General features: G+C 69.1%; 15 protein-coding genes. 1 reads left to right on the top strand and 14 read right to left on the bottom strand.

Annotation, left to right across the window (positions count from 1 at the left end):
* Positions 1–68: 68 nt before the first annotated feature.
* The 5 genes from tatC to AF1_RS34565 form a co-directional block, all read right to left on the bottom strand.
* Entirely contained in the window at positions 69–893 is an 825-nt protein-coding gene (tatC, locus tag AF1_RS18825) for a twin-arginine translocase subunit TatC (RefSeq protein ID WP_242608777.1), read from the bottom strand.
* A 94-nt stretch (positions 894–987) separates the two neighbouring features.
* Complete coding sequence (tatA, locus tag AF1_RS36825) at positions 988–1350, bottom strand: Sec-independent protein translocase subunit TatA (RefSeq protein ID WP_067800595.1); 363 nt, start codon at positions 1348–1350, stop codon at positions 988–990.
* Between the two features lie 25 nt (positions 1351–1375).
* The gene (locus tag AF1_RS18815; protein WP_067800591.1) at positions 1376–1594 is read right to left on the bottom strand and encodes a hypothetical protein; all 219 of its coding nucleotides are present in this window, start codon (positions 1592–1594) and stop codon (positions 1376–1378) included.
* A 25-nt stretch (positions 1595–1619) separates the two neighbouring features.
* Entirely contained in the window at positions 1620–2612 is a 993-nt protein-coding gene (locus AF1_RS34570) for a helix-turn-helix transcriptional regulator (protein ID WP_067800583.1), read from the bottom strand.
* Positions 2609–3607, bottom strand: coding sequence for a helix-turn-helix transcriptional regulator (locus AF1_RS34565; protein WP_067800580.1), 999 nt, complete (start codon positions 3605–3607; stop codon positions 2609–2611). Before AF1_RS34565 ends, AF1_RS34570 begins: the two co-directional genes overlap by 4 nt.
* 90 nt (positions 3608–3697) lie before the next feature.
* Here AF1_RS34565 and AF1_RS18800 point away from each other — a divergent pair, with 90 nt between their 5' ends.
* Entirely contained in the window at positions 3698–4777 is a 1080-nt protein-coding gene (locus AF1_RS18800; RefSeq protein WP_084263089.1) for a DUF3866 family protein, read from the top strand.
* 4 nt (positions 4778–4781) lie between these two features.
* On the opposite strand, the gene AF1_RS18795 is transcribed toward AF1_RS18800, so the two are convergent.
* The 9 genes from AF1_RS18795 to arc all read right to left on the bottom strand — a co-directional run bounded on the left by AF1_RS18795 (position 4782) and on the right by arc (position 14556).
* Positions 4782–5000 carry a hypothetical protein gene (locus AF1_RS18795; RefSeq protein WP_067800577.1) on the bottom strand — a complete coding sequence of 73 codons (219 nt, stop codon included), beginning with the start codon at positions 4998–5000 and terminating at the stop codon, positions 4782–4784.
* 48 nt (positions 5001–5048) lie between these two features.
* Positions 5049–5984, bottom strand: coding sequence for an FKBP-type peptidyl-prolyl cis-trans isomerase (locus tag AF1_RS18790; RefSeq protein ID WP_067800574.1), 936 nt, complete (start codon positions 5982–5984; stop codon positions 5049–5051).
* A 99-nt stretch (positions 5985–6083) separates the two neighbouring features.
* Positions 6084–7442 carry a Pup--protein ligase gene (pafA, locus tag AF1_RS18785; RefSeq protein ID WP_067800572.1) on the bottom strand — a complete coding sequence of 453 codons (1359 nt, stop codon included), beginning with the start codon at positions 7440–7442 and terminating at the stop codon, positions 6084–6086.
* 165 nt (positions 7443–7607) lie between these two features.
* Positions 7608–8363 carry a proteasome subunit alpha gene (gene prcA / locus AF1_RS18780; RefSeq protein WP_084263091.1) on the bottom strand — a complete coding sequence of 252 codons (756 nt, stop codon included), beginning with the start codon at positions 8361–8363 and terminating at the stop codon, positions 7608–7610.
* A 21-nt stretch (positions 8364–8384) separates the two neighbouring features.
* Complete coding sequence (gene prcB, locus AF1_RS18775; RefSeq protein ID WP_067800565.1) at positions 8385–9230, bottom strand: proteasome subunit beta; 846 nt, start codon at positions 9228–9230, stop codon at positions 8385–8387.
* A gap of 154 nt (positions 9231–9384) precedes the next feature.
* Positions 9385–10530 (bottom strand): endonuclease VII domain-containing protein, encoded by a 1146-nt coding sequence (locus AF1_RS35215; RefSeq protein WP_165488370.1) that lies wholly within the window; start codon positions 10528–10530, stop codon positions 9385–9387.
* A gap of 107 nt (positions 10531–10637) precedes the next feature.
* A complete protein-coding gene (locus AF1_RS18765) occupies positions 10638–10847 on the bottom strand; it encodes a ubiquitin-like protein Pup (protein WP_067800560.1) in 210 nt (69 codons plus the stop codon).
* Between the two features lie 280 nt (positions 10848–11127).
* Positions 11128–12645: a depupylase/deamidase Dop gene (gene dop / locus AF1_RS18760; RefSeq protein WP_084263088.1), complete on the bottom strand. Its 1518-nt coding sequence runs from the start codon at positions 12643–12645 to the stop codon at positions 11128–11130.
* Between the two features lie 147 nt (positions 12646–12792).
* Entirely contained in the window at positions 12793–14556 is a 1764-nt protein-coding gene (gene arc, locus AF1_RS18755) for a proteasome ATPase (protein ID WP_067800556.1), read from the bottom strand.
* Between the last annotated feature and the right edge of the window lie 143 nt (positions 14557–14699).

Genomic DNA, 14699 nt, shown 5'->3' with positions numbered 1-14699 from the left:
CCACCGAGCCTACGGTTTCCGCCGCCCGATACCCAACCGGCCCGGCGGCGGCCCGGCCGGGCGCCGGATCAGCGGGCCCGGTCGCCCTCCTCCAGCTCGGCGTCGATCGCCTCCAGGTCGAGGGGGGACGCCTCGTCGTCGGACAGGCCCGCGTAGGGGTCGGGGCGGCGGGCCCGGCGGCGGTCGTTGAGGAACGCCAGCAGCGCCGCGATCTCGAACAGCAGGACGGTGGGCAGCGCCAGCGCGAGCATCGTGAACGGGTCGGCGCTCGGGGTGGCGACGGCCGCGAACACGAAGATGCCGAACAGCATCATCCGCTGGGTGCGGCGGATCCGGGCCGAGCTCAGCACCCCGGCCAGGTTCAAGACCACCACGAACAGCGGCAGCTCGAACGTCAACCCGAACACCAGCAGCATCGTCAGCACATAGCCGAGATAGCTGTCGACGGTGATCAGCGGCTTGACGTCGTCGGCGACGAACCCCAGGAAGATCGCCAGGCCCTTGTCGACGGTCACGTACGCCAGGGCGGTGCCGACGAAGAACAGCGGGACCGCCGCGCCCAGGAACACATACGTCCAGCGCCGCTCACGCCGGTACAGGCCCGGCGCGACGAACGCCCAGATCTGGTAGAGCCAGAGCGGCGCGGAGATCACCGCGCCGATGATGCAGGAGATCTTCAGCTTCAGGAAGAACGAGGAGAAGATCCCGTTGACGAACAGGGAGCACTCGGTCTTGTCCACCACACGGGACTGCGGCAGCGAACAGTACGGCTGCTTGAGGAAGTCCCACACCGGGTCGAACAGCAGCCAGCCGATGATCGCACCGACCACGAAGGCCAGAATCGCCTTGATCAACCGGTTGCGCAGCTCACGGAGATGGTCCATGAGGGGCATGCGACCATCGGGGGCGGCGTCACGCCTGCTCAGCTTCATCGTCGGCATTCAGGCTCGGGGGTCGGCGGTGGAATCGCTGCGGCGGTCCGGGCCGTCAGCCCTTGCGGACCTGACCGGGGTCCGACACCGGCACACCCTGGATCGGCTCACCCGAGCCGAGCGCGCCGCGGGGACGCTGCCCGGCCTCACCGGCCGCCGCCTCCCGCTCCAGCCGCGCCGCCTCCTCGCGCAGCCGCGCCGCCTTCTCCCGCGCGTCCTCACCCTGCGCCGCCGCCGGCTGCGCGGGCCGGTCCGCGGGCGCATCGTCATCGTCCTCGCGCAGCCCCTTGGTCTCGGCCTTCAAGATCCGCGCCGACTTGCCCAGCGACCGGGCGAGCTGCGGCAGCTTCGCCGACCCGAAGATCAGCACGACGACCAGCAGGATGATGAGCAGTTCGGGAGCCCCAAGGTTCGGCATGGCAATCCTCTTCAGCAGGTGGCACTCACGCCGATCGTACGCCCTCACCGGGCGGCCGTGGCGATCGCGTGTCGTCCAGACGGGAGAGTTCATCGCGCAGCGCCGACTGCTTCGGCTCCAGCCGCCGCCTGGTGCGTTCCAGTTCACGGCCGAAACGCCGCACCCCCAGCCACACCCTGAAGGCGCACCAGGCGAGCACGGCCAAGCCCGCGAACCCCAGCGACACCGACACCGCGACCCACATCACACCCGCCACGGTATCCGATCCGTCACGCCATGCCGTACCGCGCCAGCGCCCGCGACGCGTCGGCGCGCACACCCGCGGCGACATGCTCGGGCGCCACCACCCGCCCCTGGTCGCCGAGCCGCAGCGCCAGCCCCCGCACCCACCGCGGATCGGGGGTGCGCAGCACGACCCGCAGCCGCCCCTCCCCCAGCTCCCGCACGCTCTCGCACGGGTAGTAGTCGGCCACCCACCGGCCGCGCGGCGTCAGCTCCAGCGTCACCGCCTCGTCCTGCGGCGACGGGCGGAACAGGCCCGCGTCCACATCGATCGGCTCGGCATCGTCCGGCACCTGAGCGGGCACGTCCAGCACCGACAGGTCCGCGATCCGGTCCAGCTTGAACAGCCGCACCGCCTCCGCCCGCCGGCACCACCCCTCCAGGTAGGTGGTGCCCTCCACCACCAGCAGCCGCATCGGGTCGACGTCACGCTCGGTGTTCTCGTCCCGCGCCGGCACGTAGTACGTCAGGTGGACGCGGCGGCCCGCCGCGATCGCATCCCGCAGCAGCCCCACCGCGCTGCGGGCCGGGTCCGCCGTCCCGCCGCGGGCGTCCACCTCCACCGCCACCTGGCTGGACACCGCCGCCGCCGCGCCCGCCGCGCCCTCCAGCTTGGCGATCACCCGGCTCAGCGCGTCCCGGTCGTCCAGACCGGGGATGCCGGCCAGCATCCGCAGCGCCACCAGCAGCGCCGACGCCTCGTCCACCTTCAGCCGCAGCGGACGCGCGATCGACTCCGCCTCCGCCACCGTGATCTCCCCGCCCTCGTAGGACAGGTCGATCGGGCAGTACGGGTCGGGGGCGCGCAGCTCCACGCACCACAGCAGGTTCAGATCGTCGATCAGCTGCTTCTCGGTCACCCCGAACGCGGCCGCCGCCTCACCGAGCGCCACCGAGTCACGGTTCACCACATACGGCACGAGCGCCAGCAGCCGCCCCAGCCGGTCCGTCGACGTCGTCGCCGCCGTCTTCGCACTCACCTGACCTCCCCCTTTTCCGGGTGCCCCGCGGTGCCCGCCAGCACCGACTTCAGATGCTGGATCACCGCCTCCCGCAGATCCGGCGGGTCGAGCACCACCACATCGTCGGCGAACCGCGCCAGATACGGCGCGAACCGCTCCACGTCCCGGAACGTCAGCGTCGCCTCGTCCCACCCGGGGTCGTCACCGGCCGGGCGCACATCACGCGCCCACCGCCGCGGCCCCTGCGCCGCGCCCCGCCGCAGCCGCACCACCGCCGGACGCGGCTCGCTCACCGGATCGTCCCGGTCGAACGCGATCCGCCGCACGTCCACCCCGTCCGGGACCGTCACCGACCCCGCCGGGCCGTCCGCCGCCACCTCCCCCACGATGCGGCTCAGCCGGAACACCCGCTGCTCCTCCCGGTCGCGGTCGAACCCCACCACGTACCAGCGGCCCCGCCGGCTCACCACGCCCCACGGCTCCAGATGCCGCCGCGCCACCGACGTCCGCCCGATCCCCTGGTAGCCGAACGCCACCGGGCGGCCGTCGCGCACCGCCTCCCACAGCGCCGGGAACGCCGGATCATGGGTGTTCACCCGCGGCTCGATCCCCACCGCCGCCGACACGTCCGTCTCCACCCCGGCCGCCCGCAGCTTCAGCAGCGCCCCCGACGCCGCCTCCGCCATGCTCGCCCGCTGCCACACCCGCGCCGCCAGCCCCAGCACCGCCGCCTCGTCCGGCGTCAGATGGATGTCGGGCAGCTCGTAGGCCTGCGGCGGAATCCGGTACCCGATCTCCTCACCGCCGCCGCCCTGCAGGTCACTGCCCACCTCCAGCGGGACACCGAGCTCACGCAGCTCCTCCTTGTCCCGCTCGAACATCCGCTTGAACGCCTCGTCGGAGTCCGGGTAGCCGGGCACCGCCCGGCGGATCTGCTCCGCCGTCAGATAACGCCGGGTGGCAAGCAGGCAGACCACCAGATTCAGCAGGCGCTCGGTCTTGCGCCGCGACACTTCGCCACCTCGTTCCCTCCGTGAACCCGCCCCACCGGACGGGCCGATCATCCCCACGAGCCGTTGTGCAGGACGCTACCGTTTCCCGGTGTGATCCGATGGCGCAAAGGCACAGTCCAGGACATCCGCCGCGAATGGCCGGGGGCGGTCGAACTCAACGTCTCGATCGAGGGCGACGGCACCCACCGCGCCCTGGCCTATCCCGCCCTGGTAGGACGGCCCGAACCCGGCGACACCGTCCTGCTCAACACTACGGCCTTGGCGATGGGCCTCGGCACCGGCGGCTACGCCATGGTCGTCGCCGTCCCCGACCGGCTCCCCCCCGACCCCACCGGCCCCGGCCACCTCGTCAAAGCCCGCTACACGCCCCTCCAGACCACCGTCCTCGGCGCCGACGAACAAGGCTCCCCCCACCACGACCTGCTCCGCGACGCCGACTCCCTGGACGGCATGCCCGTCATCGTCGCCGACCTGCACTCGGCGCTCCCGCCCATCCTGGCGGCGCTGCACGCCGCACGGCCCTCGGCGCGGGCCGTGTACGTCATGCCGGACGGCGGGGCGCTGCCGTCCTGGTTCTCCATGTCCATCGCCCGGCTGAAGGACGCCGGCGCCCTCACCGCCACCGTCACCGCCGGGCAGGCGTTCGGCGGCGACCTCGAAGCCGTCACCGTCCACACCGGCCTCCTCGCCGCGCGGCTCGTCCTGAACGCCGACGTGGCCGTCCTCGCCCAGGGCCCCGGGAACCTGGGGACCGGCACCCGCTGGGGGTTCTCCGGCGTCTCGGCGGGCGAGGCCGTCAACGCCGCCTCCGTCCTCGGCGGCCGCCCCGTCGGCTCCCTGCGCGTCAGCGAAGGCGACCGCCGCGAACGCCACATCGGCGTCTCCCACCACTCCCTCACCGCCTACGGCCGCGTCGCCCTCGCCCGCGCCGACATCCCCGTCCCCGAACTCGGCGGCCCCTTCGGCGCCCGCGTCACCGCCGAGGCCGCCGCCCTCGGCGACCGGCACCGCCTCGTCCCCGTCCCCGTCGACGGCCTCCACGACACCCTGCGCGCCGCCGAGAAGGACTGGGGCGTCCGCCTGTCCACCATGGGCCGCCGCCTCGACGAGGACCTCCCCTACTTCCTCACCGCCGCCGCCGCCGGCCGGCACACCGCGGGCCTGCTCTGAACGCTCACGGGGCCGCGGGCTCCGCGCCCGCGGCCTCCCCGGCCCTTTCGGCCTCTCCGGACGCGTAGGCCGAGTTGAAGGTGAACGCGGCCGGAGACGGGCCCCGCACGCAAAGCACCGCAAGGCGCTCCAGCGCCTCCGCCGACTCCCACACCGAGAAGTCGACGATCACGTCCTCGCCGGCGGGCCGCATGCCCGTCGCGTCAGGCTCCCCCTCCTCCACCCCGCCACCCTAAGAACACCGAGGACCCCGCTCAGAGACCACCAAACGTCAGTGCGCACCCAGCAGATCCACCACGAACACCAGCGTGTCGCTCCCCCTGATCCCGAACTGCGCCAACCCCTTCGCCCCATACCCCAGCGACGGCGGCACCACCAGCAGCACCCGGCTCCCCACCCGCTGCCCCACCAGCCCCTGATCCCAGCCCCTCATCACCTGACCCGTCCCCACCACCGCCGCCGACGGATGCCCCGCCGACCACGACGAATCGAACACCTTCCCGTCCCGCCAGAAATACCCCCCGTACTGCAACACCACCAACTGCCCCGCACGCACCGCCGGACCATCCCCCCGCACCAACGTCCGCACCTGCAACCTCCCCGGCGGCGCCGACCGCGGCATCGTCACCACCGGCGCCTGCCCCGCAGGCGCATCCGCCACCCTCGGCAACCCCGGATCACTCAGCGGCGCCTGCCTCTCACCACGCGGCCCCGCCGACCTCGGATACACCGCCCGCACGTCCAGGACGTACACCAGCGTGTCATCCGCCCCCACCTGATGCTTCGGATCCCCCTTGCCACCGAAACCGGCCTCCGGCGGAATCCGCGCCACCACACGCGCCCCCGGCCGCGCCCCCTCGAACGCCTTCACCAGACCCGGCACCAGCCGGCCCGTCGGAAACGCCCCCGGCTGCCCCTTCGCATAACTGCTCGCCAGCAGCTTCCGCCCACCCTCACTCCACCGGTAACCCACATAATCGGCCACCACCAGATCACCCTTACGGGCAGCCGTCCCCTTCCCCTCCCTCAACGTCTCCACCGCAAGAGAGTCACCCGGCCCGCCCTTCGGGAACCGCACCTCCGGCAGCTTCCCGAAATCACCCCGCACCGACACATCCACACCGCCGCCACCCCGACACCCCGCCGACAGCACCAACGGCGCGGCGACCGCGACGACCACGGACAACAACCGGAAACGACGGCGCATACGGGGGTCCTTCAAGGGGTGACGGGCGCTCCTGCGCGCACACCCTACCGCCCAGGTGACCTGCCGGTAGCCTCCGGCGCGCGTGTCGCGCCCGACCCCCTACATCCCCGCGATCAGCTTGTCGACCCGCTCATCCACCGACCTGAACGGGTCCTTGCACAGCACCGTCCGCTGCGCCTGATCGTTCAGCTTCAGATGCACCCAGTCCACCGTGAAATCACGCCGCTTCTCCTGCGCCTTCCGGATGAACTCGCCCCGCAGCCGCGCCCGCGTCGTCTGCGGCGGAACCGACTTCGCCTCGAAAATGTCCAGATCCCGCGTCACCCGATCCACCGACCCCCGCTTCTCCAGCAGGTAGTACAGCCCCCGGTCACGATGCACATCGTGATACGTCAGATCCAGCTGCGCCACCCGCGGCGACGACAACGGCAGATCATACTTCCGCCGATACCGCTCGATCAGCTTGTACTTCGTCACCCAGTCGATCTCCCGCGCCACCAGATCCAGATCACCGGTCTCCACCGCACGCAGCGTCCGCTCCCACAGCTCCAGCACCCGCTTCGCCGTCGCGTCCCCGCCCCGCGCGTCCACGAAATCCCGCGCCTTGCCGAAGTACTCCTTCTGGATCTCCAGCGAACTCGCCTCCCGGCCGTTCGCCAGCCGCACCTTCCGCCGCCCCGTCATGTCATGGCTGACCTCACGGATCGCCCGGATCGGATTCTCCAGCGTCAGATCGCGCATCACGACCCCCGCCTCGATCATCCGCAGCACCAGATCCGTCGCCCCCACCTTCAGCAGCATCGTCGTCTCACTCATGTTCGAGTCACCGACGATCACATGCAGCCGCCGGAACCGCTCCGCATCCGCATGCGGCTCATCCCGCGTATTGATGATCGGACGCGACCGCGTCGTCGCCGACGACACACCCTCCCAGATGTGCTCCGCCCGCTGCGACACGCAGTACACCGCACCCCGCGGCGTCTGCAGCACCTTCCCCGCCCCGCAGATGATCTGCCGCGTCACCAGGTACGGAATCAGCACATCGGCGAGACGACCGAACTCCCCATGCCGCCCCACCAGGTAATTCTCGTGACAGCCGTACGAGTTCCCCGCCGAATCCGTGTTGTTCTTGAACAGGTAGATGTCACCCGCGATGCCCTCCTCCCGCAGCCGCCGCTCGGCATCCACCAGCAGACCCTCCAGGATCCGCTCCCCCGCCTTGTCATGCGTCACCAGATCCACGACCGAATCACACTCCGGCGTCGCGTACTCCGGGTGACTCCCCACATCCAGGTACAGCCGCGCCCCATTACGCAGGAACACATTGCTGCTACGACCCCACGACACCACCCTCCGGAACAGATAGCGCGCCACCTCATCCGGTGACAACCGCCGCTGCCCGCGGAACGTACAGGTGACGCCGTACTCGTTCTCAAGCCCGAAGATGCGCCTGTCCACACCAAGACCCTATGCGGCCCGGCCCCCACTTGGCAGTCTCTCGACCCCACCGTTTCCCACGAACACCCCACCGCCCGCAACACCACGGGCCCGCCGAGGCAAGGCGGCGACCACCACCCCGCCCCGACGGGCCCGTCCACGACCGGCCACACGCCGGCCCGCGACTCACTCCTCGCCCGCTCCCGACACCGGCCTCGCGTCCCCGCCGCCCGGCGAACCACCCGGCCCACCGGACTCGCCCGCCGCCGCCAGCAGATCCGCGATCCGCGCCGCCGACAACCGCCTGAACAGCCGATGCTCACGATTACGGTCCAGCACCGCGACCTCCAGCGACGTCGCCTCCAGATGCCGCTCCGAATCCTGCGCCTCCAGAGCCCGCACCGCCGTCCGCAGCGCCTCCTCCAGCGACGACCCCTCGCGATAGCCGTCCTTCAACGACTGCGCCACCGCGTCGGCCTGCCCGCCCATCGCCACATAACCGTGCTCGTCCGCCACCGAACCATCGAACGTCAGCCGGTAGATCTGGTCCGTCTCCGCGTCCTCCCCCACCTCCGCGACGACCAACTCCACCTCATACGGCTTGTTCGTCTCCGTGAAGATCGTCCCCAGCGACTGCGCGTACACGTTCGCCAGCCCCCGCGCCGTCACATCCCGCCGGTCGTACTGGTACCCGTTGATGTCCGCGTACCGGACCCCGCCCAGCCGCAGATTCTCGAACTCGTTGTACTTCCCCACCGCCGCGAACGCGATCCGGTCGTAGATCTCACTGATCTTGTGCAGCGCCCGCGACGGATTGTCCGCCACGAACAAGATGCCGTCGTCATACTGCAGCACCACGACACTGCGGCCACGCGCGATACCCTTCCGCGCGTAATCCGCCTTGTCCTTCATCTGCTGTTCGGGCGACACATAGAACGGCATGGACACCGGTCAGGATCCCTTCTATCGCAGCGGGGCGGTCGGACCGCCCGGCGAGTCGTAACGTCCGTCGACAACGGCCTGCGCCAGCGCGCCCACCTCGTCCTCGCCCAGCCGGCGATACCCCTCCGACGTCACCGCCGCCACCACCGGGAAGATCCGGCGCGCCAGATCTGGCCCGCCCGTCGCCGAGTCGTCATCGGCCGCGTCGTACAGCGCCTGCACGCACACCAGCGCCGCGTCCTCCGCCGACAGGTCCGCCCGGTACAGCTTCTTCAGCGCACCCCGCGCGAACACCGACCCCGAGCCGATCGAGTGGAAGTCCCGCTCCTCATACCGGCCACCCGCCGGGTCATAGGAGAAGATCCTGCCCCCGTCCCGCTCCTCGTCATAGCCCGCGAACAGCGGCACCACCGCCAGGCCCTGCATCGCCATCGCCAGGTTCTGCCGCACCATCGTCGCCAGCCGGTTCGCCTTGCCCTCCACCGACAGCGTCCGGCCCTCGCGCTTCTCGTAGTGCTCCAGCTCCACCTGGAACAGCCGCACCATCTCGATCCCGATCCCGGCCGTCCCGGCGATCGCGATCGCCGAGAACTCATCCGCCCGGAACACCTTCTCGATGTCGCGCTGCGCGATGACGTTGCCCGCCGTCGCCCGCCGGTCCCCCGCCATCACCACCCCGCCGGGGAAGCTCACCGCGACGATCGTCGTCCCGTGCGGGATCTCATCCCCCACTCGCGACACCGGCGGCGTCCGCCCGCCGGGCAGCAACTGCGGGGAGTACGCCCCCAGGAACTCGGTGAACGACGACGTATCCGGGCTCGCGAACAGCCCGGGCAGACGCCCGGTGTGCGAATCGTGGGACGCCACGCGACTCCCTTCCCTCCACCATGGCACCGGCGCTCGACAACCCCACCGGCACGGACGCCTACGACCCTACTGTTCAAGGTCGCCCCAGCGCATGCCACCCGATCCCCGGCCCCGTCAGCCCACGGCGAACCCCGCACCACAACGGCGCTCCGGCTCAGCCGCCCCTCGGGGCACCCTCCGGGTCCGGGCCGCCCCACGCCGGCATGTCAAGCTCCTCATCGAACGGCAACGTTTCCTTGCGATACACGCCGTCCTTCTCCCAGAACGCCTTCCAACCGCCCCTTGGAACCGTCGCCGGATCCACGTCCGGGACCGTCAACGACAACCGCGTCCCGCCGCCCTCAGCGCTCACCCGCTGCACGAGCCGGCCCGTCACGTAATCCGCCGCACGGCGGAGGGCGATCGGGTCGTCCCTCAGTTGCCCCATCCCTGTGTTGCACCCGGCACACGCCAATCCGCGCACCGCACCCGTCACATGGTCGTGGTCCACGTGCTCAGCGGGGAAGTCGAAGCACACTGCGCAGTGGCCGACCTGCAGCTTGAGAAGCCACTTCGCGTCCTCGTCGTTGATCCCGTACTTCTGGCGCAGGTGGTAGTGCCGCGCCGACTTCAGCGTGTTCCCTCTCGTCCGCCAGTACGGATCCCAGCGAACGCGGCCAGGCCCCCCGAAGACCGGAGCACCGATCTCGATGCGCATGCGTCTCGCATGGGAGCCTCGCAACTCCAGGTAGTCCGCCGCGAGGCGGAGACGGTCGGGGTCGTCGTCGAACTGCCCGAGCCCTCCGTTGCACTTGAAGCAGAGGATGCGGCGGACGAGCCCCGTCATGTGGTCGTGGTCCACGTGCTTCGGCTCCGCCCGGAGGCAGATGACGCAGACGCCGCCCTGCTCGGCGAGCATCTGCTCCACCTGCTCCTCGGTGACGCCGTAGCGCAACTTGAGGAGGTAGTTGCGACTGCTCCCGTGGTTGCGCTTTCTGATCTCCGTGATGGCCTCGCTATGACAGGGACGGCAGTAATCGGTCAGCCCCGAACGCGCGGCACGATTCCGTCCGAATTCGTCAACCGATTTGACCTCTTTGCACCGCGCGCAGTACTTCATCCCTTCCGGAACGTCGGAATGTCTTCGATAGGCTCTGGTCTTCTTGCCGAGCTTCGCCCGCTTCTTCCGATACGAGCGACTGTTCCGCAGACCGAAGCAGACCTTGCAGTAATAGGCCAACCCATCGCGAGAAGCCTTCAGCTTCCAGAACTCCGAAGCGGGCTTGATCTCGCCGCAGTCAGGACACCTCTTAGACGACATGGGCGGAACTTTACTTGTCCCGCCCATGCTTTGCGTCTCTCTTTACTTATTAGACAACGACCGAAAGGGCCACTTCCTGCCGTTTATCTATATGTCCGTTTTGTGGGTCATTGTCCGCCTTTTTGCACGTACGCACGGACGAAGTCTTCTGCGTTCTCTTCCAATACTTCGTCTATTTCGTCCAGAATTGAGTCCACGTCGTCCGTGAGCTTCTCCTGGCGCTCTTGCGCGTCCTCGGTGGTCGTGGCCTCGGTCTCCTCGACCTCTTCCGTGCGCCGGGTGGTCTGCTTCTGACCGCCGGTGTCCTTCGTGGCCATTCCGTACCTCCGCTCTGCCGGTGCCTCCGACCCTATCCGGGATCTTGGACGGTGAGCGGATCTTGAACGTCCGTTTCACCGCCTCCACCCGGGGAGCCGGGGGCATGCTCGGGTTATCGCCAGTCCGCCGACCAGCGAAACAGGCAAAGCGGTCACGAAACGGAGACCTCACTCATCCGTGCAGGTCAGCGAGGTGACAATGCTCGATAGTCAAACTATCCAATGGAGATCGGAAAGAGCCGGGCACGCTCGCGCGTCGCCCGGCTCGACCGGTCGCGGGTCAGCCCTCGCCGGTCAGGGTGGCCACCAGGTCGGCAGCGGTGCGGCAGCGGTCCAGGAGGGCGCCCACGTGCTGTCTGGTGCCGCGCAGGGGCTCCAGGGTCGGGACGCGCTGGAGGGACTCCCGGCCGGGGACGTCGAAGATGACGGAGTCCCAGGAGGCGGCGGCGACGGACTCGGCGTACTGGCGCAGGCAGCGGCCGCGGAAGTAGGCCCGGGTGTCCTCTGGCGGGTCCTCCACGGCGGCCTGGACTTCGGCCTCGGTGATGACGCGGTCGATGCGGCCGCGGTCGACGAGGCGGTTGTAGAGGCCCTTGTCGGGCCGGATGTCGGTGTACTGCAGGTCGACGAGTTGCAGGCGCGGGTGGGACCAGTCGAGGCCGTCGCGGCTGCGGTAGCCCTCCAGGAGGGCGAGCTTGGCGACCCAGTCGAGTTCGCGGGACAGCTGCATGGGGTCGTCGCCGAGGCGGTGGAGGACGGATTCCCAGCGGTCGAGGACGTCCTTGGTCATCTCGTCGACGTCGGAGCCGAAGCGGTCCTCGACGTACTTGCGGGACTGTTCGAGGTACTCCATCTGGAGCTGGACGGCGGTCATCTTGCGGCCGTCGCGGAGGGTGAGCAGGTGCTTGCAGGACGGGTCGTGGGAGACGGCGCGGAGTGCGGCGACGGGCATGTCGACGGACAGGTCGACGGTGAGGAAGCCGTCTTCGATCATGGCGAGGACGAGGGAGGTGGTGCCGAGCTTGAGGTAGGTGGACAGCTCGGCCATGTTGGCGTCGCCGATGATGACGTGGAGCCGCCGGTACTTTTCGGGGTCGGCGTGGGGTTCGTCGCGGGTGTTGATGATGGGGCGTTTGAGGGTGGTCTCCAGGCCGACTTCGACTTCGAAGAAGTCGGCGCGCTGGCTGATCTGGAAGCCGTCGCCGCGGCCGTCGACGCCGATGCCGACGCGGCCGGCGCCGCAGACGACTTGGCGGGAGACGAAGAAGGGGGTGAGGTGCCGGACGATGTCGGCGAAGGGGGTTTCGCGGCGCATGAGGTAGTTCTCATGGCAGCCGTAGGAGGCGCCCTTGTTGTCGGTGTTGTTCTTGTAGAGCTGGATGGGGTGGGTGCCGGGGACGAGGGCGGCGCGCTGGGCGGCGTCGGCCATGACGCGTTCGCCGGCCTTGTCCCAGATGACGGCGTCGCGGGGGTTGGTGCATTCGGGTGCGGAGTATTCGGGGTGGGCGTGGTCGACGTAGAGGCGGGCGCCGTTGGTGAGGATGACGTTGGCGAGGCCGAGGTCTTCGTCGGTGAGCTGGGTGGGGTCGGCGACCTCGCGGGCGAGGTCGAAGCCGCGGGCGTCGCGGAGGGGGTTCTCTTCTTCGAAGTCCCAGCGGGCCCGGCGGGCCCGTGCGGCCGAGGCCGCGAGGTAGGCGTTGACGACCTGGGAGGAGGTCACCATCGCGTTGGCTCCTGGTTGCCCGGGTACGGAGATGCCGTACTCGGTCTCGATGCCCATCACCCGCCGAACACTCATATGGTCGAGCCTATCGGGGCGGCGGGGGTGGAGCCACGGGACGGGGGTCCGGTGGAGGGGTGTGGCGTGGCGGTTCCGCCCGGGTATGCGGGCGCGGCGGCCTTCCCGGTGGGAGGCCGCCGCGCGGTTGTCGTCATGTGCGGGGCGTTACAGGTACTGGCCGGTGTTGGCGACGGTGTCGATGGACCGGCCGGCTTCGGCGCCCTTGGTTCCGGAGACGAGGGTGCGGATGTAGACGATCCGTTCGCCCTTCTTGCCGGAGATGCGGGCCCAGTCGTCGGGGTTGGTGGTGTTGGGCAGGTCCTCGTTCTCGCTGAACTCGTCGACGCAGGCGGCGAGGAGGTGGCTGACGCGGAGGCCTTTTTGGCCGGTGTCGAGGAACTGCTTGATGGCCATTTTCTTGGCTCGGTCGACGATGTTCTGGATCATCGCGCCGGAGTTGAAGTCCTTGAAGTAGAGGACTTCCTTGTCGCCGTTGGCGTAGGTGACCTCCAGGAAGCGGTTCTCTTCGCTTTCGGTGTACATGCGTTCGACGGTGCGCTGGATCATGGCCTCGACGGTGGCCTCCGGGGAGCTGCCGTGCTCCTTGAGGTCGTCGGGGTGGAGCGGGAGTCCGTCGAGGATGTACTTGGAGAAGATGTCCTTGGCCGCTTCGGCGTCGGGTCGTTCGATCTTGATTTTGACGTCGAGGCGGCCGGGGCGCAGGATCGCGGGGTCGATCATGTCCTCGCGGTTGGATGCGCCGATGACGATGACGTTCTCCAGGCCCTCGACGCCGTCGATCTCGCTGAGCAGCTGCGGGACGATGGTGTTCTCGACGTCGGAGGAGACTCCGGAGCCGCGGGTGCGGAAGATGGAGTCCATCTCGTCGAAGAAGACGATGACGGGGGTTCCGGCGGATGCCTTTTCGCGGGCGCGCTGGAAGACGAGGCGGATGTGCCGCTCGGTTTCGCCGACGTACTTGTTGAGTAGTTCGGGGCCCTTGATGTTGAGGAAGAAGCTCTTGCCTTCCTGGCCGGTCTTCTCCGCGACCTGTTTGGCGAGGGAGTTGGCGACGGCCTTGGCGATGAGGGTTTTTCCGCATCCGGGGGGTCCGTAGAGGAGGACGCCCTTGGGGGGCCGGAGCTGGTGCTCGCGGAAGAGGTCGGCGTGCAGGTAGGGAAGTTCCACGGCGTCGCGGATCATTTCGATCTGGGAGCCGAGGCCGCCGATCTCGTTGTAGGAGATGTCGGGGACCTCTTCGAGGACGAGTTCTTCGACCTCGGCCTTGTGGATCTTCTCGTAGGCGTAGCCGGACCGGGGTTCGAGCATGAGGGAGTCGCCTGCGCGGAGGGGGACTCCGCGGAGTGGTTCGGCGAGTTTGACGACGCGTTCCTCGTCGGCGTGCGCGATGACGAGGGCGCGTTCTCCGTCGTCGAAGAGTTCTTTGAGCATGACGACTTCGCCCTGCTCTTCGAAGTCGAGTGCTTCGACGACGTTGAGGGCCTCGTTCAGCATGACCTCTTGGCCGCGCTGGAGTTCGTCGATGTCGACGGCGGGGCTGACGTTCACGCGGAGTTTGCGTCCGCCGGTGAAGATGTCGACCGTTCCATCGTCTCGGGTTTCCAGGAAGACACCGAATCCGGATGGTGGTTGTGCGAGCCTGTCGACCTCCTCCTTGAGCGCCACGATCTGCTCGCGAGCCTCTTTGAGGGTCGCTACGAGTCGCTCGTTCTGGCCGGTTACGGCGGCCAGGTTGGCTTGCGCCTCATGGAGGCGTTCTTCCAGCACACGTACTTGGCGCGGGGATTCCGCGAGCTTGCGGCGCAGCACGGAGATCTCCTCCTCCAGGAAGGAGATCTGCGTTTGGAGGTCCCTGACCTCCTTTTCGTGCTGCGCCCTGCGCGCCCCAGCATCGTCACGAGCGGCCACGCCCCGTCACCTCCTCACGAAGAGCCGACGACCTACTGAGACCCTACCTATCTGGAGGGCTTCCGTAACCTGCCCATTCGGTGTTCGTGTCGTGCGGGGGTGTTCGGGGAGGGTTGGGAGGGGGGTCGCGGGGGTGGTGCGGG

It is taken from the genome of Actinomadura formosensis NBRC 14204 (assembly GCF_001552155.1).
Lineage (GTDB): Bacteria > Actinomycetota > Actinomycetes > Streptosporangiales > Streptosporangiaceae > Spirillospora > Spirillospora formosensis.
The sequence above is the reverse complement of the archived record's forward strand: the minus strand, read 5'-3'. Positions and strand labels throughout refer to the sequence as shown.